The sequence below is a fragment of the Rhizobium sp. RU20A genome, from assembly GCF_900155885.1.
GTDB lineage: Bacteria > Pseudomonadota > Alphaproteobacteria > Rhizobiales > Rhizobiaceae > RU20A.
Genome location: NZ_FTMB01000001.1, coordinates 1,296,804 through 1,316,318, shown reverse-complemented (window position 1 = coordinate 1,316,318; position 19,515 = coordinate 1,296,804). Strand labels below are relative to the sequence as shown.

18 protein-coding genes are annotated in these 19,515 nt (G+C 63.6%); 10 read left to right on the top strand and 8 right to left on the bottom strand.

What is annotated here, in order from left to right; translation table 11 throughout:
- The first annotated feature begins 157 nt into the window (after window positions 1-157).
- Window positions 158-391 (top strand): hypothetical protein, encoded by a 234-nt coding sequence (locus F3H41_RS06315; RefSeq protein ID WP_149737727.1) that lies wholly within the window; start codon window positions 158-160, stop codon window positions 389-391.
- Window positions 392-442: 51 nt separating this feature from the next.
- Here F3H41_RS06315 and F3H41_RS06310 read toward each other — a convergent pair whose 3' ends face one another.
- From F3H41_RS06310 to trxB, 6 genes are all read right to left on the bottom strand, one after another.
- Complete coding sequence (locus F3H41_RS06310; RefSeq protein WP_149737726.1) at window positions 443-2,719, bottom strand: FdhF/YdeP family oxidoreductase; 2,277 nt, start codon at window positions 2,717-2,719, stop codon at window positions 443-445.
- A 105-nt stretch (window positions 2,720-2,824) separates the two neighbouring features.
- Window positions 2,825-3,949, bottom strand: a complete 1,125-nt coding sequence (locus F3H41_RS06305) for a calcium:proton antiporter (protein WP_149737725.1) — start codon at window positions 3,947-3,949, stop codon at window positions 2,825-2,827.
- Window positions 3,950-4,065: 116 nt separating this feature from the next.
- A complete protein-coding gene (locus tag F3H41_RS06300; RefSeq protein WP_149737724.1) occupies window positions 4,066-5,187 on the bottom strand; it encodes an alkene reductase in 1,122 nt (373 codons plus the stop codon).
- Between the two features lie 46 nt (window positions 5,188-5,233).
- Window positions 5,234-5,548 (bottom strand): metalloregulator ArsR/SmtB family transcription factor, encoded by a 315-nt coding sequence (locus F3H41_RS06295; protein WP_149737723.1) that lies wholly within the window; start codon window positions 5,546-5,548, stop codon window positions 5,234-5,236.
- 674 nt (window positions 5,549-6,222) lie between these two features.
- Entirely contained in the window at window positions 6,223-7,119 is an 897-nt protein-coding gene (locus tag F3H41_RS06285) for a LysR family transcriptional regulator VtlR (RefSeq protein ID WP_149737721.1), read from the bottom strand.
- 107 nt (window positions 7,120-7,226) lie between these two features.
- Complete coding sequence (trxB, locus tag F3H41_RS06280; RefSeq protein ID WP_149737720.1) at window positions 7,227-8,201, bottom strand: thioredoxin-disulfide reductase; 975 nt, start codon at window positions 8,199-8,201, stop codon at window positions 7,227-7,229.
- A gap of 365 nt (window positions 8,202-8,566) precedes the next feature.
- Here trxB and F3H41_RS06275 point away from each other — a divergent pair, with 365 nt between their 5' ends.
- The 7 genes from F3H41_RS06275 (at window position 8,567) to F3H41_RS06245 (ending at window position 14,648) form a co-directional block, all read left to right on the top strand.
- The gene (locus tag F3H41_RS06275; protein WP_149737719.1) at window positions 8,567-9,034 is read left to right on the top strand and encodes an Lrp/AsnC family transcriptional regulator; all 468 of its coding nucleotides are present in this window, start codon (window positions 8,567-8,569) and stop codon (window positions 9,032-9,034) included.
- An 85-nt stretch (window positions 9,035-9,119) separates the two neighbouring features.
- Window positions 9,120-9,851 carry a hypothetical protein gene (locus F3H41_RS06270; RefSeq protein ID WP_149737718.1) on the top strand — a complete coding sequence of 244 codons (732 nt, stop codon included), beginning with the start codon at window positions 9,120-9,122 and terminating at the stop codon, window positions 9,849-9,851.
- A gap of 94 nt (window positions 9,852-9,945) precedes the next feature.
- Window positions 9,946-10,788, top strand: a complete 843-nt coding sequence (locus F3H41_RS06265) for a hypothetical protein (RefSeq protein WP_149737717.1) — start codon at window positions 9,946-9,948, stop codon at window positions 10,786-10,788.
- A gap of 12 nt (window positions 10,789-10,800) precedes the next feature.
- Entirely contained in the window at window positions 10,801-11,619 is an 819-nt protein-coding gene (locus F3H41_RS06260; protein WP_149737716.1) for a glycosyltransferase family 25 protein, read from the top strand.
- Between the two features lie 61 nt (window positions 11,620-11,680).
- Window positions 11,681-12,805 carry a glycosyltransferase gene (locus tag F3H41_RS06255; protein WP_188129354.1) on the top strand — a complete coding sequence of 375 codons (1,125 nt, stop codon included), beginning with the start codon at window positions 11,681-11,683 and terminating at the stop codon, window positions 12,803-12,805.
- Window positions 12,806-12,810: 5 nt separating this feature from the next.
- The gene (locus tag F3H41_RS06250) at window positions 12,811-13,599 is read left to right on the top strand and encodes a glycosyltransferase family 25 protein (RefSeq protein ID WP_149737714.1); all 789 of its coding nucleotides are present in this window, start codon (window positions 12,811-12,813) and stop codon (window positions 13,597-13,599) included.
- Complete coding sequence (locus F3H41_RS06245; protein ID WP_149737713.1) at window positions 13,599-14,648, top strand: glycosyltransferase; 1,050 nt, start codon at window positions 13,599-13,601, stop codon at window positions 14,646-14,648. The genes F3H41_RS06250 and F3H41_RS06245 overlap by 1 nt, the downstream gene beginning before the upstream one ends.
- Window positions 14,649-14,696: 48 nt before the next feature.
- Here F3H41_RS06245 and F3H41_RS06240 read toward each other — a convergent pair whose 3' ends face one another.
- Window positions 14,697-15,776 (bottom strand): glycosyltransferase family 4 protein, encoded by a 1,080-nt coding sequence (locus F3H41_RS06240; protein ID WP_149737712.1) that lies wholly within the window; start codon window positions 15,774-15,776, stop codon window positions 14,697-14,699.
- A 59-nt stretch (window positions 15,777-15,835) separates the two neighbouring features.
- Entirely contained in the window at window positions 15,836-16,312 is a 477-nt protein-coding gene (gene greA, locus F3H41_RS06235) for a transcription elongation factor GreA (protein ID WP_149737711.1), read from the bottom strand.
- Window positions 16,313-16,530: 218 nt separating this feature from the next.
- Here greA and F3H41_RS06230 point away from each other — a divergent pair, with 218 nt between their 5' ends.
- Both F3H41_RS06230 and F3H41_RS06225 read left to right on the top strand, forming a co-directional pair.
- Complete coding sequence (locus F3H41_RS06230; protein WP_149737710.1) at window positions 16,531-17,763, top strand: putative DNA modification/repair radical SAM protein; 1,233 nt, start codon at window positions 16,531-16,533, stop codon at window positions 17,761-17,763.
- The gene (locus F3H41_RS06225; protein ID WP_149737709.1) at window positions 17,763-19,310 is read left to right on the top strand and encodes a UdgX family uracil-DNA binding protein; all 1,548 of its coding nucleotides are present in this window, start codon (window positions 17,763-17,765) and stop codon (window positions 19,308-19,310) included. Before F3H41_RS06230 ends, F3H41_RS06225 begins: the two co-directional genes overlap by 1 nt.
- Window positions 19,311-19,515: the final 205 nt, after the last annotated feature.

The following is a 19,515-nucleotide window of genomic DNA, read 5'->3' as shown; positions in this document are numbered from 1 at the left end:
CTTCAGTTTGCTTCGGGCTTTGAGGTGGTTCACCGCGGCGAGTGGTGATCGACCCACTTTGAAAGAAACCCGCCGGCGACGGCGGGTTTTTTCGTGTCAGGCGCTGAAAAACCGCAAGCTGCGACCGATATGAAGGTGGAAAGACAGGAGACCTTCCATGACGAAAAGCCTCATTCTTCTCACCGCCGGCCTCGCGCTCACCGCTTCCGTCGCCTTTGCCGCCGGGCACGATGTGCGCAAGGACGAGCGACTGCCGCCTGAGGGCGCCATCGTCGTGCCGGCAGGCCCCTCGCAGATGAGCGTCTTCGATTACTTCTTCAACAATCCCGAGAAGTACCGCACGATGCGCAATGACCGCGGCGAATATTATCAGGGCACCGAGCGGCGCTGAGGCGGCTGACGCCGCCAGCCGGAAGCGGGGCGGCGACGCATTGCCCCTGCATCATGCCTCGATTCGCACCGGAATCGCTTTCGATGCTGGCGTCTTCGACAGTTCGTCGTGGTGGTCGATGGCGTTCAGCACATTGGCTTCGGGATAATAGCTGGCGATCGTGCCGCGCGGCAGGGTGTGGACGCGGACTTCGAGCCCGGCGAGGCGGCGCTCCCGGCCGTCGCCGAAGTCGCTGACGAGCGTGACCTTCTGACCCTCGACGAGCCTTGCTTCCACCATGTCCCCCCAGGAGATCAGCACCACGTTGCGCGTGCCCTCGATGCCGCGGAAGCGATCCGAGTAGCCGTAGATGGTGGTGTTGAACTGGTCGTTGGAACGAATGGTCATCAGCCGGTAGCGACCGTCCATATCGGCAAAGCCGTGGGCGTTGAGACGGTCCGGCGTCGTGAAGACGGCCTTGCCGGAGGGCGTCTTCCACACGCGCCGGTGTGCATCGTTGCCCCGGTAAAAGCCGCCGGGCTCGAAGAGGCGCTGATTGTAGTCCCGGAACTGATCGGGGTAGGTGGCCTCGATCAGGTCACGCACGAGCGCATAATTGCCGGTCCAGTCATCCCATTTCAGCTTCGGATTGGCCGGCAGGGTCGCCTTTGCGATGCCGGCGATAATGGCGAGTTCGCTCTTCAGGTTCGGGGACGCCGGCGAGCGTTTGCCGGTGGAACCGGAAATGTGGGAGAAGCTGTCCTCGGTGGAAACGGACTGCGTGCCGCCGGCCTGCTCGTCGCGCTCCAGCCGCGACAGGCAGGGCAGGATATACGCCGTGCGGCCGGGGAAGAGGTGGCTGCGGTTGAGCTTGGTGGAGATCATCACCGTCAGGTCCTGCCGGGCCCAGGCATGCTCCATCGCCTCCTGATCCGGCACGGCACGCAGCAGGTTTCCGCCGAGCGAGATGTGCGCCTTGATGCGGCCGTCGATCAGCCCCTTGACCGCATCCACGATGGTGACACCGTCCTGCGTCGGCGGGTCGAAGCCGAAGAGGTCTTTCAGCGTATCGAGCGGCACGAGTTCGGCCTTCTCGGCAATGCCGACGGTGCGCTGGCCCTGCACGTTGGAATGGCCGCGCACGGGACAGCAGCCGGCCCCTTCGCGACCGATATTGCCGCGCAGCATCAGGAGGTTGACGATCATGGCGATGTTGAGGGCGCCGTGCACATGCTGCGTCAGTCCCATGCCGTAGACGCCGATGACGCGCTCGGCGCCAATGTAGATGTCGGCCGCAGCTCTGAGGTCCGCTTCCTTCAGGCCGCTTTCCCGCTCGATGTCGCTCCAGCAGGCCGTGTGGACGCTGTCGAGGAAGTCGTCAAAGCCGGTCGTATGCGTTTCGATGAAGGCGGTATCGAGAACGCGCGTGCCACCCTGCGCCTGCGCCCGATCGTCGGCTTCGACGATCACCTTGCAAAGGCCCATCATCGCCGCGATGTCGCCGCCAGCGCGGACCTGGAGATAAAGGTCGGAGATCGCCGTCTCATGGCCGGTCAGCATGTCGACCGGGCTTTGCGGGTTCACGAAGGAGACGAGGCCCTGTTCGATGACGGGGTTGAAGGTCACGATCCGCGCGCCGCGCTTCTTGGCCTCCTGCAGCGGGTGCAGGAAGCGGGGGCTGTTCGATCCGGGGTTCTGGCCGAAGAAGAAGAAGGCATCGGCCTTTTCCATATCCTCCCAGACGATGGTGCCGACCGGCGAGCCGATGACCTTCTTCAGGCCGACGGAGGTCGTCTCGTGGCACATGTTGGAGCTTTGCGGCAGGTTGTTGTTGCCATAGGCGCGGGCGAGCAGGGCGTAGAGGTAGGAGGCTTCAAGGCCGGCATGGCCGGAGGCGTAGAAGACGACGTCATCGCGCGGCAGGTCCTTCAACGTCGCGCCGATCGCGGCGAAGGCGTCCGCCCAACTGGTTTCGACATAGCGGTCGGTACCGGCATCGTAGCGCAGGGGATGGGTCAGGCGGCCGGTCTTTTCCAGCTCATGGTCGCTGAAGGTGCGCAGTTTCGTGACGCTGTTCTCAGCGAAGAAGGATGGGGTGCAGCGGTCGCCCGTCAGGTCCCAGAGCGTACCCTTGGCGCCGTTCTCGCAAAATTCGAAGGCGCTGTAGTTTTTTGGCTTCGGCCACGCGCAGGAAACGCACATGACGCCGCCGGGCTTGTTCTGGCGGCCGAGTTCTTCGAGGAAGGCGAGGGGTGGATGGTTTTCGCTGACCATGCGGGCGATCGACTTCAGCGACCCCCAGCCGCCGGCGGGCTCTTCCGATTCCGGGTTCGCTACAGGCTGGTCCATGGGTCGCTTCCTTCTTCCCGGTCACGCCCGCAAGGGGCGGACGCTGAGAGGAGAAAGCTTGGGCGGTGCCCGCCGGCTTCAAGGGCCGTTGCCTGTTAAAAGCCGCTAAAGACCAATTGCCGTCAGCATCACGAAGGTGGCGAAGAGGATGAAGTGCGTCATGCCCTCGATGGCGTTGGTCTCGCCGTCATTGAGGTTGATGGCGGCGGCAATCAGGGTGATCGCCACCATGGCCGTCTGGGTCGGCGTCATCGCCATGACGAAGGGCTGGCCGGTGTAGAGGGCGATCGCCTCCATGACGGGCACTGTCAGGATCACGGTCGACAGCGAGGCGCCCATGGCGATGTTGACGGTGGATTGCATGCGGTTGGCGAGCGCAGCGCGCAGGGCCGTCAGGATTTCCGGCGCGGCGGAGATGGCGGCGACGATGACCGCCATCATGGCCGGGGGAGCGCCGGTGCCTTCAAGGCCCGACGTCATCAGCACGGACATGACCTCCGCCATGACGCCGATCAGGATGACGCCGATGATGATGACGGCAATGGAGAGACTGACGGGCTCGTCGTCCGCAGCGGCGTGGCCGGATGGCGCCTTGCTCGCCGCACCCGTGCTCGGCTTGCCTTCCTTCCGCTCGGCGCGGGGATAGGCATAGCTAAAGAAGTAGCTGTGGGCACCGACCTGCATGCGCAGGAAGAGGCCGTAGAGCGCGATCATCGCGACGATGGTGAAGGCCGAATAGGCCTGCCAGTGCTGCTTTGGAACGAATTCCGGCACGATCATGGAAATGCCCATGGCCGTCAGGATCATCACGCCATAGGTCTTGCCGGAATTGTCGTTGTAGGGCTGCTCGCCATGCCGAATGCCGCCCAGCAGTGCGGCAAGTCCGAGGATGCCGTTGATATCCAGCATGACGGCCGCGTAGATCGTGTCACGCACCAGGGTTGGCGCAGGGTTTGCCTGCATCATGATGGCGAGGATGATGACCTCGACCATGACGGCCGAAAGGGTCAGGATCATCGTCCCATAGGGATCGCCGACCTTGGAGGCGAGGATTTCGGCATGGTGGGCGATGCGCGTCGAGACAAGCACGATGACGGCAACGAGCGCGAAGGCGCCAATGAGTTCGATGGCCTGCCCCATATGGGCGATGCTCTCCTCCCCGACGAAGGCCGCAATGGCGACGGCAAGGCCGATGAGGAGAAAGCGTTCCTGAAGAAGGCGGGCGAGCATGGGCGGATCCGGATCAAGGGGATGTGACCATCTATCTAGCCCGGATCACGCAAAAGGGAACGCCCGCGGAGGTTTTCCGCGGGCGCTTTCCTGGGACCGTCATGCAGGGGATGCGATCAGGCGACCTGATCGAGGCTCGGATAGTCCGTGTAGCCTTCCGCGCCGCCGCCGTAGAATGTTTCCTGATGCGGCTCGTTGAGGGGCGCGTCGGTGCGCAGGCGCTCGACGAGATCGGGGTTGGCGATGAAGAGCTTGCCGAAGGCGACGAGGTCAGCATCGCCGCTTTCCACCGCCTTCAGGGCGAGGTCGCGGTCATAGCCGTTGTTGGTCATCCAGGCACCCTTGCCGCCGGCTGCCGCATAGGCCGCACGCAGGGCGGCGAAGTCGAAGGGCTTGTCGCCCTGCTGGTGGTCACGCGGGCCGCCGGTAGCACCTTCGATGACGTGGATATAGGCGAGATCGTGCTTGGCGAGGCCTTCGACCACGTGGTTGAACAGCGCCTGCGGTTCGGCATCGAAGACATCATTGGCGGGTGTGACGGGCGAAAGGCGGATGCCGGTGCGGCCGGCGCCGATCTCCTTCGTCACGGCATCCATGACCTCGAACAGCAGGCGGGCGCGGTTTTCGATCGAGCCGCCGTAGGCGTCGGTGCGCTGGTTGGAACTGGAGCGCAGGAACTGGTCGATCAGGTAACCGTTGGCGGCATGCACCTCGACGCCATCAAAGCCGGCGTCGATGGCGGCGCGCGCAGCCTTGCGGTAGTCTTCCACGATGCCCGGCAGTTCATCGGTTTCCAGGGCGCGCGGCTCGGAGGTGTCGGCAAAGCCGCCGGTGCCGTCCTCGTTGATGAGGTAGGTCTTGGACTTGGCGCGGATCGCGGAGGGGGCGACCGGCTTGCCATTGCCCGGCTGGAGATCGGTGTGGGAGATGCGGCCAACATGCCACATCTGCACGACGATCTTGCCGCCTTCGGCGTGAACGGCATCCGTCACCTTGCGCCAGCCATCCAGCGCTTCCGGCGTGTAGAGGCCGGGAACGTCAGCGTAACCCTGGCCCTGATGGGTGATGGCGGTTGCTTCCGTGATGATGAGGCCTGCGGTGGCGCGCTGCTCGTAATAGGTCACGTTCAGCGTGTTGGGCACGGCCTTCGGCGAGCGGTTGCGCGTCAGCGGGGCCATGACGACGCGGTTCTTCAGCGTGATGTCGCCGATGGTGATCGGATCGAAAAGGGTAGCCATGGAAAGTCCTTCTGTGAAAGATCGTTTCGGTTGAGGGGTCTTTACCTCAGAGCGCGTGGCCGAGGTTTTTCAGAAAGCGGGCGATGGTCTCTTCGTTCCGCTGGTAATAGATCCATTGGCCGCGGCGCGTGGCCGTGACGAGGCCGGCGCGCTGCAGGGTGGCGAGGTGGGAGGAGACGGTGGACTGGGACAGGCCACAGCGCTCGAACTGGCCGGCGCACACGCCGAGCCCCTCGATCGCATGGCCCGGTTCGAAATGGGCGTCGGGATCCTTGAGCCAGACGAGAAGCTCACGGCGCATCGGATGGGCGATCGCCTTCAGGATCTCGCTGACATCTTCGACATCACCCGTCTCGCCCATGATCTCCAACCGTTCTACACAACGTTGCATATCGATAAATCGAGTAAACTCGATATTTCGATATATTGGTCTCACAAGGCGCGCTTCAAGGGGATCTTGCAAAAAAAAGAGGGCCGCGGTTGAACCGGGCCCTGCAAGGTATGAAGGCTAAAGAGCCTCCAGAGGGGAACAGCGATTGCCAACTCCGGGGAGGAGAAGGAGTGTTTGGCAAACGCTGGAGTAGAAATGGGAGCCCAAGGGGCAGACTTCAAGCGGCGCGCGCGAAAAAATTGGCGCCCGACATGTCTTTTTTAAATGACAGGGAAACATCGGTCCGGCATCTGGCACCGGCTGCACAATGGGCAAAAAAAGAGGGCCACAAGTAAAAACTTGGGCCCTTGTAAGTTATGAAGGTATCTAAACCTCCAGAGGGGAACAGCTGCTGCGGTGGCACTGGGAGGAGAAAGCCACCAAAAGTGCATCAGCTGGGTGCGGTATGATGCTTTTCTGGGCTGCGGGCAATCAGGGATTATGCATGTCAGCTATGCTTGCGCCGCATCCCTGCGCAAATTCTAGGCGAATCGCCAAAACGGCAAAGGCGCCCCTGAGGAGCGCCTTTGAAAAAGTCATATAATACAAAGAATTGCAGATGCCAGTCTGCCGTGTCGTTTTCCTGAGCAGATCTTGAAATCTACTCAGAAATTCCAGTTCCGCGCCTTTGCCACGATGAAATCGCGGAAGACCTTGAGCTTGGCAGCATTCTTCATCTCGTCCGGGTAGCAGAAATAGGTGTCGAAGGAGGGAATGTTGGCATTCGGAACCAGCTGAATCAGGCCCGGATCGCGCCCGACGATATAGTCGGGCAGCATCGCGATTCCGATTCCCAGCAGGCATGCGCGTTTGATGGAGGTGAGGCTGTTGATCTGCAATTGCGAGACGCGCGGATTGTCGCTGTCGCGCCCGGCAATTTCCAGCCAGTTCACGTCCAGCAGATAATTCGGTGCGGGTTCGCCGAAGGTGATGATGCGGTGATTGTCGAGATCGGCAATCGACTGCGGCTCGCCATGGCGATTGATGTAGGACGGGGCCGCATAGATGTGCATGTGCACGGTGAAGAGCTTGCGCTGGATGAGGTCGGACTGCTGCGGCTTGCGCAGGCGGATGGCGCAGTCGGCATGGCGCATGTTCACGTCCAGTTCCTCGTTGTCGAGGATGAGCTGGACCTGCATGTCGGGGTAAAGCGACATGAATTCCTGCACCTTGTCCGTCAGCCATCCCTGGCCAAGGCCGACGGTAGTGGTGATACGCAGCTTGCCGGTCGGCTTGTCGGTGGTCTCGGTCAGCTGGACCTTGACGCTTTCCAGCTTCATCAGCACTTCATGGGCGGTGCGATAGAGGATTTCGCCCTGCTCGGTGAGGATCAGGCCGCGCGCATGGCGGTGGAAGAGCTTGATGCCGACATCCTGCTCCAGCGAGGAGACCTGACGGCTGATGGCCGACTGCGACAAATGCAGCTTGTCGGCCGCATGGGTAAAGGACCCAGCCTCCGCCGCCGCGTGGAAAATGCGCAGTTTGTCCCAGTCCAACGGCATGCAGTCCCCCAATGAAAAAGGGTTCCGCGGCGACGCCCCTGCCGACACGGTCCTTCATCTTCAGCTGTTCCCGACCGGGCGGCAAGCCGCCCGGCATTTCGCGGCTTCTATTCGGCCGCAATTGCGACAGGCATGTGGCCCGCCAGATACTTTTCGGCTTCCAGAGCCGCCATGCAGCCCATGCCGGCGGCCGTCACGGCCTGCCGGTAGATGTCATCCGTCACGTCGCCGGCGGCGAAAACGCCGGGAATGTCGGTGGCGGTCGAATCGGGCGCCGTCCAAAGGTAGCCGTTCGGCTTCAGCTTCAGTTTGCCCTTGAAGAGCTCCACCGCCGGTGCATGGCCGATAGCGACGAAGACGCCGTCGGTCGGCATGGTGCTTTCCTCGCCGGTCGCGGTGTTGCGCAGCTTGACCGCATTGACGGCCGGCGGCATGGGCCCGACCGGCGCGCCGCCAAGATATTCAAGGACTTCGTGGTTCCAGACGACCTTGACGTTCTCCTTGGCAAAGAGGCGCTCCTGCAGGATGCGCTCGGCGCGGAAACTGTCGCGGCGGTGGATGACGGTGACGGTCCTGGCGAGATTGGAAAGGTAAAGCGCTTCTTCGACCGCAGAGTTGCCGCCGCCGACCACGATCACGTCCTTGCCGCGATAGAAGAAGCCGTCGCAGGTCGCGCAGGCCGAAACGCCGAAGCCCATGAACTTGTGCTCGGTCTCGATGCCCAGCCACTTGGCCTTGGCGCCGGTGGCGATGATGACGCTGTCGGCGGTCCAGACCGTGCCGCTGTCTGTCTTGACGACAAAGGGGCGCGCATTGAAATCGACGTCCGTGACGAGGTCGGTCACCAGTTCCGTGCCGACATGTTCTGCCTGCTGGCGCATCTGGTCCATCAGCCAGGGGCCCTGGATCGGATCGGCAAAGCCCGGATAGTTTTCCACATCCGTGGTGATCATCAGCTGGCCGCCCTGTTCCATGCCGGAAATGAGGACCGGGCTGAGCATGGCGCGCGCGGTGTAGATGGCGGCGGTGTAGCCGGCCGGGCCGGAGCCGATGATGAGAACCTTGGTGTGGCGGGCGGTCATGGTACGTCCTTCAGGGGCAGTCCCTTTGCGGCCGAAAGCTGGGAGGCGTTCAAGGCCGGTCGCGGACAGGAGTGGCTCCGGCGCTCGGCCGGCGGAATGTTCACCCTCCATTTATGAGGGGACACCCGTCACTTTCAAGCCCGGCCCGGCTTTTGCCAACAGGCTAGACCGTTTCCGGTGGTCATTGCCCCCGGAAACGGTCTGTCTTTTGGTTTCACGCATTCTCCGACACCGAAGCGATGCCGCCTCGGCTGGAAATGCTTACCCGTTGCCGAAGCGCTGTTTTGCGGTGCAAGATAGGGATAAACGTCAAGGGGCGCATAACTCGCCCGCAGGCGTTGGTGCCAAACAAGGGTTTTCGTTTCATGTTCCGAGCCGTCCTCGATGCCATCGATCTGCGCATTTTGAAGGAATTGCAGGCGGACGGGCGCATGACGAATGTGGAACTGGCCGCCCGCGCCGGCATCTCTGCACCGCCGTGCCTGCGCCGCGTGCGCAAGCTGGAGGAGGAGGGCATCATCGAGGGCTACACGGCGCTGATCAGCGCCCCGGCACTCGGCTACGACCTCGTCGCCTTTTGCATGGTGGGGCTCAAGCACCAGTCCGAGGTCAACCTCAAGGCCTTCGCCGCCCGCGTGCAGCAATGGCCGATCGTGCGGGAGGCCTGGATGATCAACGGCGACAGCGACTTCCTGCTACGCTGCACCGCCCAGAACCTGACCGTCTTCCAAGATTTCGTCATCGAGGAACTGACCGCCGACGAGCATGTGGATACGGTGCGCACCATGCTGACGATCCGGCAGGTGAAGAAGCTGGGGCTTGTGGAGATTTGAGGAACGTTCTGCCTTCCTGGCCGGAAAGGTGAAACCCCTTTCGTGTCCTCTTTTCTCTTTTCCTGTCATTCGCTAGACACAGTCCATGACAGATCAGATCGATATCACCCTCGTGGCCGGCGCGCGGCCGGATCTTCTTGGAAAGACGCTGGCGTCCTTCGGGGAGAAACTGTTCCCTTTCTTCAACATCCGCACCTTCTTCGCCAATATCGATCCGATCTTCGGCGGAACGGAGGAGCGCGACGCCTGCGCGCGCATGATCCGCGAACGCTTTCCCGATGCGGTGATCTTTACCCCGGAAACGCCGAGTTTCGGCGCGGCGGTGAAGAGGCTCTGGCAGGCAACATCGGATGCCCATGTCCTGCACATGGAGGATGACTGGACTGTCAACGAGCCCGTGCACGCGCAGGATATCCTGTCGCTCTTCGCGCCGGATGTGGGCATGGTGCAGCTCGCCATCGAAACGCGCGAGCGTTATGGCGACGATTATCTCTACATCACCCGGCGCAAGCGCATCCTCGGCTATGAGATCTGGTCGAAGAAGGTGAACGCCTACGGAACCAGCCCGCGCTTCATTCGCGGCTTGCTGTGCAGGCAGTATGGCGACCTGCTGAAGCCGAAGCTCGATCCGGAAAAGCAGGTCTACAAGAACAAGAACAAGCCGCTTTCGCGGGCCCATCAGTCCTGGCGCTGTCGTGTTGCCTATGGCGCCGGCGGCATGCCGCTCATCACTGATATCGGTCGCGACTGGCGTTCCGAACGCCGGATTGCCAAGGTCGACAAAGCGGGAAAGGCGACCTGGGTTACGCATGAGTGAAGTTTCGCTTCTGTCCACCTATTTTCGGCCGCAGCCCGGCACGCCGACCGACGACATCGATCGCATCCTGCCCGGGTACGAGCAGGCGCGGTTGATGGGCCTGTCTTTTGCCGCTTGCGACCGACTGGCAACGCAGTGGCTGATGGGCGACAGCCCGGCCGACGTGCTGGGGATGACCGCAATTGCCGTCCTTGCGCCGGCCCCTCACGCCCTTACGCTGGACATTCTGCGCCGGCAACGGGATTTCTTCATCGCCCGGCCGCCGGAAACGCCCTTTCTGGTCTGCGATCCTGACTTACTTTTCTTCAAGCCGATTTCGGATCTCTTCGAAGATGATTTCGACATTGCCTTCACGCGGCGGTCCGGCAGTCGGCGCATGCCCTTCAACAGCGGCATCTTTTTCGTCAACAACCGCAAGCCGGAGGCAGCTGCCCGGTTTTGGTCGATGCAGGTGGACGCGATCGAGCAAGCCTTCATGGCCGATGCCGGCTGGTATGCGGATCAATTGGTGCTGCGCCATCTGATCGAGGAGAAAGCTGTCGCTCTCGGCTCTGATCGCTATCGCCTCGACGGGCTGACAATCCGGATTATTGACGGCGAAACCTATAATTTTTCGCCCCGCCGGGAGCATCCCTATCTGCTCCGCCGGCCGGATGTGCACGTCTATCACTTCAAGGGGCGCTGTCGCTCTTACATGGCTGCTTTCTATCGTCACTTCATCGCGCCGGTAAAGCCGCCAATGGAGCCGATGATGCGGCTTCTGGCGGCACTGCGGCTGGATCGGGAGAGAGGGCGTCTGAAACCTCTGTATGTCCGCGCCCGCGAAAGGTGCGCGCCGGTCGGCGTGGAGGCCATGCCCGAACCGCGTCGCGCCGCTCTGGTGGAGGCTTGCGAGCCCAGCCTGAATCCGGTTGTGCCCGGCGCGCCTTCGTCCTAAAGCTTCGCCATCATGAGCCAGGCCATTCCCGTCTTCGTCATTAATCTCGCGCGCCGCACCGATCGGCTCGAGCGCGTCGCCGACCATCTCTCCGCGCGCGGCGTTTCGTGGCAGCGGGTGGAAGCCTGCGATGCGCGGGCGGTGACGCCGGAGGTGCTGGACCGGGTGATAACGCCGGGCGGCCCGCTCGGTGATCTCGGTTTTGGTGACCGGGCCTGCACGGTCAGCCACACCTATGCGTGGGAAGCCTTTCTGGCGACGGATGCGCGCTACGGGCTGTTTCTCGAAGATGACGTTTATCTGAGCGCCGATATCGCGGCAGCGCTTGTCTCGGATGCGTGGATCCCCAAGGGGACGAAAGCGGTGAAGCTTGAGAAATTCGGGTCAGGCGTCTCGCGCGTTCTACTCGGGCCGGCCATCGGGACGGTCGGCGACACCGGCCGTCAATTGCACCGGATGCAGTCGCGGCATGTGGGCGGCGGCGCCTATATCCTGTCGCGCGAAGGCGCCGAGATCGCGCTTGGCGCGCGCGGACGCATGCATGTGCCGGTCGATCATCTGCTCTTCAACGATACGGTTTCGCCGATCTTCCGCAGGCTTCAGCCGGTGATCGTGCAGCCCGCGATGGCGACGCAGCGGCACTACGAATACAATTCCGACATTGCCTCCTTCGGCAAGGCGGCCCGGCCGACCGGCTGGAAGCTGAAGAAGCGCAAGATCAAGCGCGGTCTTTACGAGATCAGCCAGGCGCATCGCCAGCTTTTCGCGCTTTTGACCCGCAAGGCCAAGGTCACGGATATCTTCTGGCAGGAAACGATGTCCGGGTCCTAGGGCACCCGGTGGTTTAATCGATCAAGTCCGCCCGACAAGGGCCGGCATCGGGATGAGTGGCATGACGATCTCCAGAATTCTGCACATGCATTTCGGCAAGGAGGGTGGCGCGGAGCGCTTCTTCGTCAACCTCGCCACCGCCTTTGGCGAGCGGGGCATCGAGCAGCGCTTCATCGTGCGTCCGGGCCGGGTGTGGATGGATGAGATCGGCGGGCTCGGCCCAATGCTGCAGAGCGAGTTTCGGCCCTTTTCGCCGAAGGGCCTGTGGATGCGCTGGAAGGTCAACCAGATGATCCGGACCTGGCAGCCGGATGTGGTCATGGCCTGGATGTCGCGCTCCTCCAAACTGCTTCCGAAGGATGCGTCCGCGGTCAAACTGACACGGCTCGGGGATTATCCGCGGCACCTCAAGAACTTCCGCAACAACGACCTGATCGTTGCCAATGCGCCCGGCATTGCCGAAGCCTGCCGCTCCCTCGGCTGGACCCGGCCGCTGGCGATCGTGTCCAACTTCGCGCGCGAGGTCTCGATCACGCCGGTGCCGCGCGCCGCGCTCGATACGCCCGAGGATGTGTTTCTCGTGATTGGTTCGGGCCGTTTCGTCGGCCGCAAGGGGTTCGACGTCCTCATCAAGGCGGTTGCCGACATCCCGGATGCCTGGCTGTGGCTCGTCGGGGAGGGGGAAAAGCGCGCCGAACTGGAAGCGCTGGTGCGCGAGAAGGGTATGGAGGGGCGCACGCGCTTCACCGGCTGGGTGGAGGAGCCCATGAATTATGTCGCCTCCGGCGATATCTTCGTCATGCCCTCTCGTCATGAGCCGCTCGGCAATGTCATTCTCGAAGCCTGGCAGGCGGATGTTCCCGTGGTCACCACGCGCTCGGAGGGGCCGAGCTGGTTTGTGCGCGATGGCGAGGATGCGCTGTTCTGCGAGATCGACGATGTCGCGGGAACGCGGGCCGCGATCAACCGGCTGCGTGCCGACACGGGTCTTGCCGAACGCCTGAAGGGCGCGGGCCGCCGCCGCCTGGAGGCGGACTTCCGCCGCGATGCCGTCGTCGATGCCTATCTCGATCTCTTCCGGCGGGTGAAGGCCGGCGACGTTGCCGATCTTACCGGCACAGGCGTTGCACCCGGGCAGGCAAGGCTCGCCTCTATGGCGGATGCCGCCGACCCGGTCGGGGCGTGACGACCATGGCCGACACGCAGGATTTCCTGTGCCTCGTCATCAACCTTGATGGCAGCACGGCCCGCATGGCCTCGATTTCCGAGAGCCTCGGGTGCACCGGCATAAGGTTCGAGCGCCTGTCGGCCTTCGATGGGCGGCGGCTGAACCTTGCAGACGTCGCCGATTACGATGCCGAGGCGGCGCGACGCTATATGGGTCGCGAGCTCGTCGGCGGTGAGATCGGCTGCTACTACAGCCATCTGAATGCGGCGCGCGCCTTTCTTCAGACCGATCTCAGCCATTGCCTCGTCATCGAGGACGATGCCGCGCCGGACGCAGCGCTGAAGACAATCGTCGCGGGCGCGATCGCCTTTCTCGACCGGCATGATCCCGACTGGAAAATCGTCAATCTCGGCAATGAGCGCATGAAGATCTTCCGGCCCCTGCTGACGCTTCCCGGTGCGCGGGGCGATTACCGGCTGTGCGCCGCCTATTATTTCCCGATGACCACGGGCGGGATCCTGTGGTCGCGTGCCGGTGCGCGGGCCTTTGTCGAGGGGCATCGCACGATCTTCGCACCGGTCGACAATTATTTCCGGCACTGGATCACACGGGCGGGCGGGGGCTATGCCTTCCAACCACGGCCTGTCTCCACCACCGATGCCGAGAGCGACATCACCCATCCCGGCACGCAGCAGCGCAGCCGTCGGGGGCGGACCTTGCTTTATGGTCTGCGCAAACAGCGCCGGCTTCTGGTGGACAAGTTGATCGCCTCACTCGCGCGGATTCGCGACCGGCGCCGGACCGAGGGGTGATGGCCATGCCCATCCAGCGCATCTTCCACATGCAGCTCGGCACCGACGGCGGCACGGAGCGGTTCTTCCTGCGGCTGACCAAGGCGTTTCACGCGCGCGGGATCGAGCAGCAGTTCGCCGTCCGTCCCGGCACCAGCTGGCGCGGCGCGCTCGACGGCATGGGACGGGTGCATGAGGGCCATTACCTGCGCCGCTGGCCGAACTGGTGGTTGCGCACGCAGTTGCTTCGGCGCGAGATGCGGCGCTGGCCGGCCGATGTCGTCATGGGCTGGCGGGCCCCGACCGCGCGGCTGATGCCCTCTTCCGGGCCGGCGGTGCGCATCGTGCGGCTTGGGGATTATCCGCATCATCTGGGCCATTTCGGCCATGTGGACTGCATCGTCGGCAATGCGCCAAATGTGCTGAGCCATTGCGAAAACCTCGGCTGGACGGGACGGCGCGAGATCATCTCCAATTTTGCGACCGAGAGCGGGTCCGAGGCCGTGCCGCGCAGCGCGCTGGATACGCCGGAGGATGCGACGCTGGTCTTTGCGCCGGGCCGGTTCGTGTCGACCAAGGGCTTCGACACGCTGGTGCGCGCCGTCGCCCGGACGCCCGACCTCTGGCTGTGGCTGGCCGGCGACGGGCCGGATCGGGCGGATCTCGAGGCGCTGGTGGATGGGCTCGGCCTGCGGGCACGCACGCGCTTCATCGGGTGGGTTTCCGATCCTTCCGCCTATGCCAAGGCGGCGGATATCTATTGCGTGCCGAGCCGCAAGGAGCCACTCGGCAATGTGCTGCTGGAAGGATGGATGGCGGGCGTTCCGGTCATCTCTACCCGGACGGAGGGGCCGTCCTGGGCCGCGACGGATCGGGAAAATGCGCTGATGGTCGATATTGACGACGTCGCCGGCTTTGCCGGAGCGCTTGGCGAGCTTGCGGCGTCGCCAGCCTTGCGTGCAGCGCTCGTCGAGGGCGGGCACCGGCGTCTGTCGGAGCGCTTCTCGGAAGCACGGGTGGTCGATCAATATCTCGACCTTTTCGAGCGGCTAAGGAGCGGACGGGGCTGATGCCAGATCCCCTTAGTCCCGCAGGTGTGCTCGCGCTCTCAGCGTCCGTCAGGTCGTGACCGCATCGCCCGCTTCGGCAGCGGCATAGACCCGGCCCAACGCTTCTGCTTCACCTTCGATGGAAAAGTTGCGCCTTGCGTGGTCGAGGGCGCGGCCCGCGGCATGTGCGCGGCGGATGGCATTGTCCATCAGTTCCCCGGTCTTCGCAATCATGGCCGAGAGGTCGTCGCTGGGGATGATGACGCCCGTTTCGTCGCTGCCGACGGCGATCAGTTCGCTGAAGGCGCCGACATTGGTGGCGACGACCGGCACGCCGGTGGCCATGGCTTCGAGCGGGGTCAGGCCGAAGCCTTCCCAGCGCTGCGGCGCGACGAATAGATCGAGGGCGCGGTACCAGTCGGGAATGTTGGTGTGCTCGCCGACGAAGAGGATGCGGTCCGACAGGTGGGCGGCCGCAACGCGCTTCTTGAGGTCGGCTTCGAAGTCGGCGTGTTTGCCCGTGGCGCGGCCGGCGATGATGGCGATCCAGTCCGGCCGCTGCGGCAAAAGGTCGATCATCGCGTCAACGAAGAGGTCGGTGCCCTTCTGCCGGCGGATGCGCCCGAAGCAGCCGACGATCTGCTTGTCTGCCCGCAGCCCGACGGCGGCGCGCGCCGCGGCCTTGTCGGCGGGCGGGGCAAAGCGTGCCGTGTCGATGCCGTGCAGGATCGTCACGTTCGGCACCTTGAGATAGGCCGCCGTGCGGTCGGACGTCGCGATCACGCCATCCATCCTGGAGATGAGAAAGCGGGTCCAGCTCGTGTGGGCGCGCTGCGAAGCCGAGGTGAAGACGAGGGAGAGCCGCATGCGCAGGAGATCGCGCATGACGATGCCGGCCAGCATTTCCACATTGCGCCGCGCATGCCAGACGCGCCGGCCACCATGGGCGGTCGGCTGCCAGAGCTGCCACAGGTCGCGAAAACGCACATGCGGCAGATGGTCCGGCAGGCCGGGGCCGAGGGCGGCAACGCGCTGGCCAAGCCGCCTTTGAACCGGAACGAGCTGGATGATTGTGGAGGTAACGCCCGACAGCCTCACCTTGAAATTGGGGGCGATGACATCGGTTTCGCGGATATCCACAACGCTCATACAGTCCGTTCCCCGGTGCGGCCAGCGCCCCTCATGTCAACGATCGGCCGGGCGGCCGATCAGCCCCACTGGACCGCGAGGATTTCGTAGGCCTTCGAGCCGCCGGGCGCGTTGACCTCGATGCTGTCACCGACTTCCTTGCCGATCAGCGCGCGGGCAATCGGCGAGGAGATGGAGATGCGGCCGGCTTTCACATCGGCTTCCTGGTCGCCGACGATCTGGTAGGTGCGCTCTTCGTCCGTGTCCTCGTCGACTAGCTTGACGCGGGCGCCGAACTTGACCTTGGAACCGGACATCTTGGAGAGGTCGATGACCTCGGCACGGGCGATCAGATCTTCCAGCTCGCTGACGCGGCCTTCATTGTGGCTCTGGGCTTCCTTGGCAGCGTGATATTCGGCATTTTCCGACAGGTCGCCATGGGCGCGCGCTTCGGAAATCGCCTCGATGATGCGCGGACGCTCTTCCTGCTGACGCCAGCGAAGCTCTTCCTGGAGCTTCACGTACCCGTCCTGAGTCATCGGCACCTTTTCAACCATTTCCATTGTCCTCATTGCGTGCCCGCGGGGACCGCGAACACAAAAAGAAACAGGTTCCGAAGCGAACTCCGGAACCATCCCAAAATCACGATATAGGGCTCTATATCAGATTTTATCAGGCCGACGCTAGGAAATTTGATCCGCCAGGGCGCCGCCGGACGACCTGGAGATTGTCAAGTCTTGACGCGAAAGTAAAGAACATATAGTGAACATAAGCTATGAAGAAGTCGCTCCAGGAACGCCTCGCCATTCTCTCCGACGCCGCCAAATATGATGCCTCCTGCGCATCGAGCGGAACGACGCGGCGCAACTCCGCGGCCTCCGGCGGGCTGGGGTCGACGGAGGGGTCCGGCATCTGTCATGCCTATGCGCCGGACGGGCGCTGCATCTCGCTGCTGAAAATCCTTCTCACCAATTTCTGCATCTATGACTGCGCCTACTGCATCAACCGCTCCTCGAGCAATGTCGAGCGGGCGCGATTTACGCCGGACGAGGTGATCTGGCTGACGCTGGAATTTTACCGGCGCAACTATATCGAGGGTCTGTTCCTGTCCTCGGGCATCATCCGTTCCTCCGACGATACGATGGAGCAGATGGTGAAGGTGGCGCGGGAATTGCGGACTACGCACAATTTCCGCGGCTACATCCATCTGAAGACCATCCCCGAGGCTTCGCAGCGGCTGATCGAAGAGGCGGGGCTGTACGCCGACCGCCTGTCGATCAACATCGAATTGCCGACCGACAGCGGCATCAGCGCCTATGCGCCGCAGAAACAGCCGGAAGGCATTCGCCGCTCCATGGGGGATCTGCGGCTGAAGATGGAGGAGATGGCCGAGCCGACGTTGCGAACCCGCAAGCGCCGCACGTTTGCGCCGGCCGGGCAGAGCACGCAGATGATCGTCGGAGCCGACGGCGCGGACGATGCCACCATTCTCGGCACCAGTGCGCGGCTTTATGGCAGCTATCGGCTGAAGCGCGTCTATTATTCCGCCTTCAGCCCGATCCCGGACGCTTCGCGCTCCCTGCCGCTCGTCAAGCCGCCGCTGATGCGCGAGCATCGGCTGTACCAGGCCGACTGGCTCTATCGCTTCTACGGGTTCGACATCGGCGAGATCACGGGAGGGCAGGCGGGTGGCATGCTCGATCTCGACATCGATCCGAAGCTCGCCTGGGCGCTTGTCAATCGCGGCCGTTTCCCGATCGATATCAACCGGGCGGAGCGAGAGATGCTGCTGCGGGTGCCCGGTTTCGGGACGAAGACGGTCGCGTCGATCCTGTCGGCGCGCCGGTTCCGGCGGCTCAGGCTTGAGGATCTGAAACGTCTCGGCGTGTCGTTGCGCAAGGTGCAGCCCTTCATCGTCGCCGATGGCTATACGCCCGCGGTGCTGACCGATCGCGCCGATCTGCGGGCCCGCTTTGCGCCGGCGCCGGAACAATTGTCGCTGCTGTGATGCACCGCATCGTCCTGAAGGGTCGTGGAGACCTGGCCGAATGGCGAGATGCGGCGCGGGGGCTTTTGGCCCGCAAGGTCGCGCCGTCGGACGTGGAATGGCTGAGCGCGGCGGCGGCCGACGATCTCTTCGCGGGCGGCTTTGGCGAGGGTAGGGGCGCTGCGGCGGCGTACGAGCCGGCCCCCGCCGCCGGTGCCACGGTAACCGTGCCGGGCGCCTTCATGCCGCTTGCGGAAACGGTGCTCTGCCACAGCGATCCGCAGGGCTTTGCCCTGCTTTACCGCCTGCTCGTGCGGCTGCAGTCCGATCGCCGGCTGCTGCAGGTCGCGTCGGATGCGGATGTGGTCTTGGCCCATCGCCTGGCGAAGGCGGTGCGGCGCGACAGCCACAAGATGACGGCGTTCGTGCGGTTCAAGGAGGTTTCGCTGCCACCGGAGACGGTCGGACGCCGCCGGTTTCTGGCGTGGTTCGAGCCGGACCATTTCATCGTGGCGCGCATGGCGCCGTTTTTCCGCCGCCGCTTTGCCGACATGGACTGGGTGATCGTCACACCCAAGGGCTCGGCGTCCTGGGACGGCGAGCGGCTTTCCGTTTCCGATTTGCCGGCGGAAAAGCCCGATCTCGACGATGCGACCGATGATCTGTGGCGCACCTATTATGCCGCGATCTTCAATCCGGCCCGTCTGAAGGTCGGGATGATGCAGAAGGAAATGCCGAAGAAATACTGGAAGAACCTGCCCGAGGCGGCGCTGATCCCGGACCTCATCGCCTCGGCCGAACGACGCGTCATCGAGATGGCGGCGCGCGCACCGACGGCGGCGCCCGCCTTCCATGCCCGCATCCGTGCCATGGAGGCGGCGCGCGAGCAGGAAGACGCCGCCGTTCTCTCCGGCGGCGCGGGCGGTGCCGCGACGCTGCCGGCGCTGCGGGCTGAGGCCGCCACTTGCACGCGTTGTCCCATCCATTGCGGCGCCACGCAGACGGTGTTCGGCGAGGGGCCTGAAAGGGCGGATGTGATGTTCGTCGGCGAGCAGCCGGGCGACGAGGAGGATCTGGCCGGTCGCCCCTTCATCGGTCCGGCGGGCAAGGTGCTGACGGCGGCGATGCAGGAAGCGGGACTCGATCGCAGCCGGATCTACATGACGAATGCCGTCAAGCACTTCAAATACGAGCCGCGCGGCAAGCGCCGCATCCACCAGAGGCCGACCAGCGGCGAAGTCGAGATCTGCCGCTGGTGGCTGAGCCGCGAGATCGATCTGGTGCAGCCGAAGCTGATCGTGGCACTGGGCGCGACGGCCTTGCTGTCGCTGACCGGCGAGACGGGGCGCCTTGGCGATCTGCGCGGCCGGCCGCTGCCGATGGCCGAGGGACGCACCCTCTTCGTCACCGTGCACCCGGCCTATCTCCTGCGCATTCCCGATGCGGCCCGGAAGGCGGAGGAGCAGGCGGCCTTTGCCGCGGATTTGAGGATGGTCCGTGGTCTCCTCCATGGGTTGAACCTTGACCGGCCGGTTGGCCTCCAAAGCACTCAAAGATTCGAATATTAATTTCCTTTCATGAGCTGTTTGTAACGCAACAAGGCGGGCGAGGCGGCGTTATAGTGTTGTCAGAATCATGGAACAAAGCGTTGACGTTGTTCGAGAAATTCGAAGAAGGAGATTGGTCATGTCCATTCGTAAAACACTGGCCATCGTCCTCGTTTCGGGAACTGTTCTCGGCGGTGTCGCCTAGGCATCCGATCAGGCTGCGACG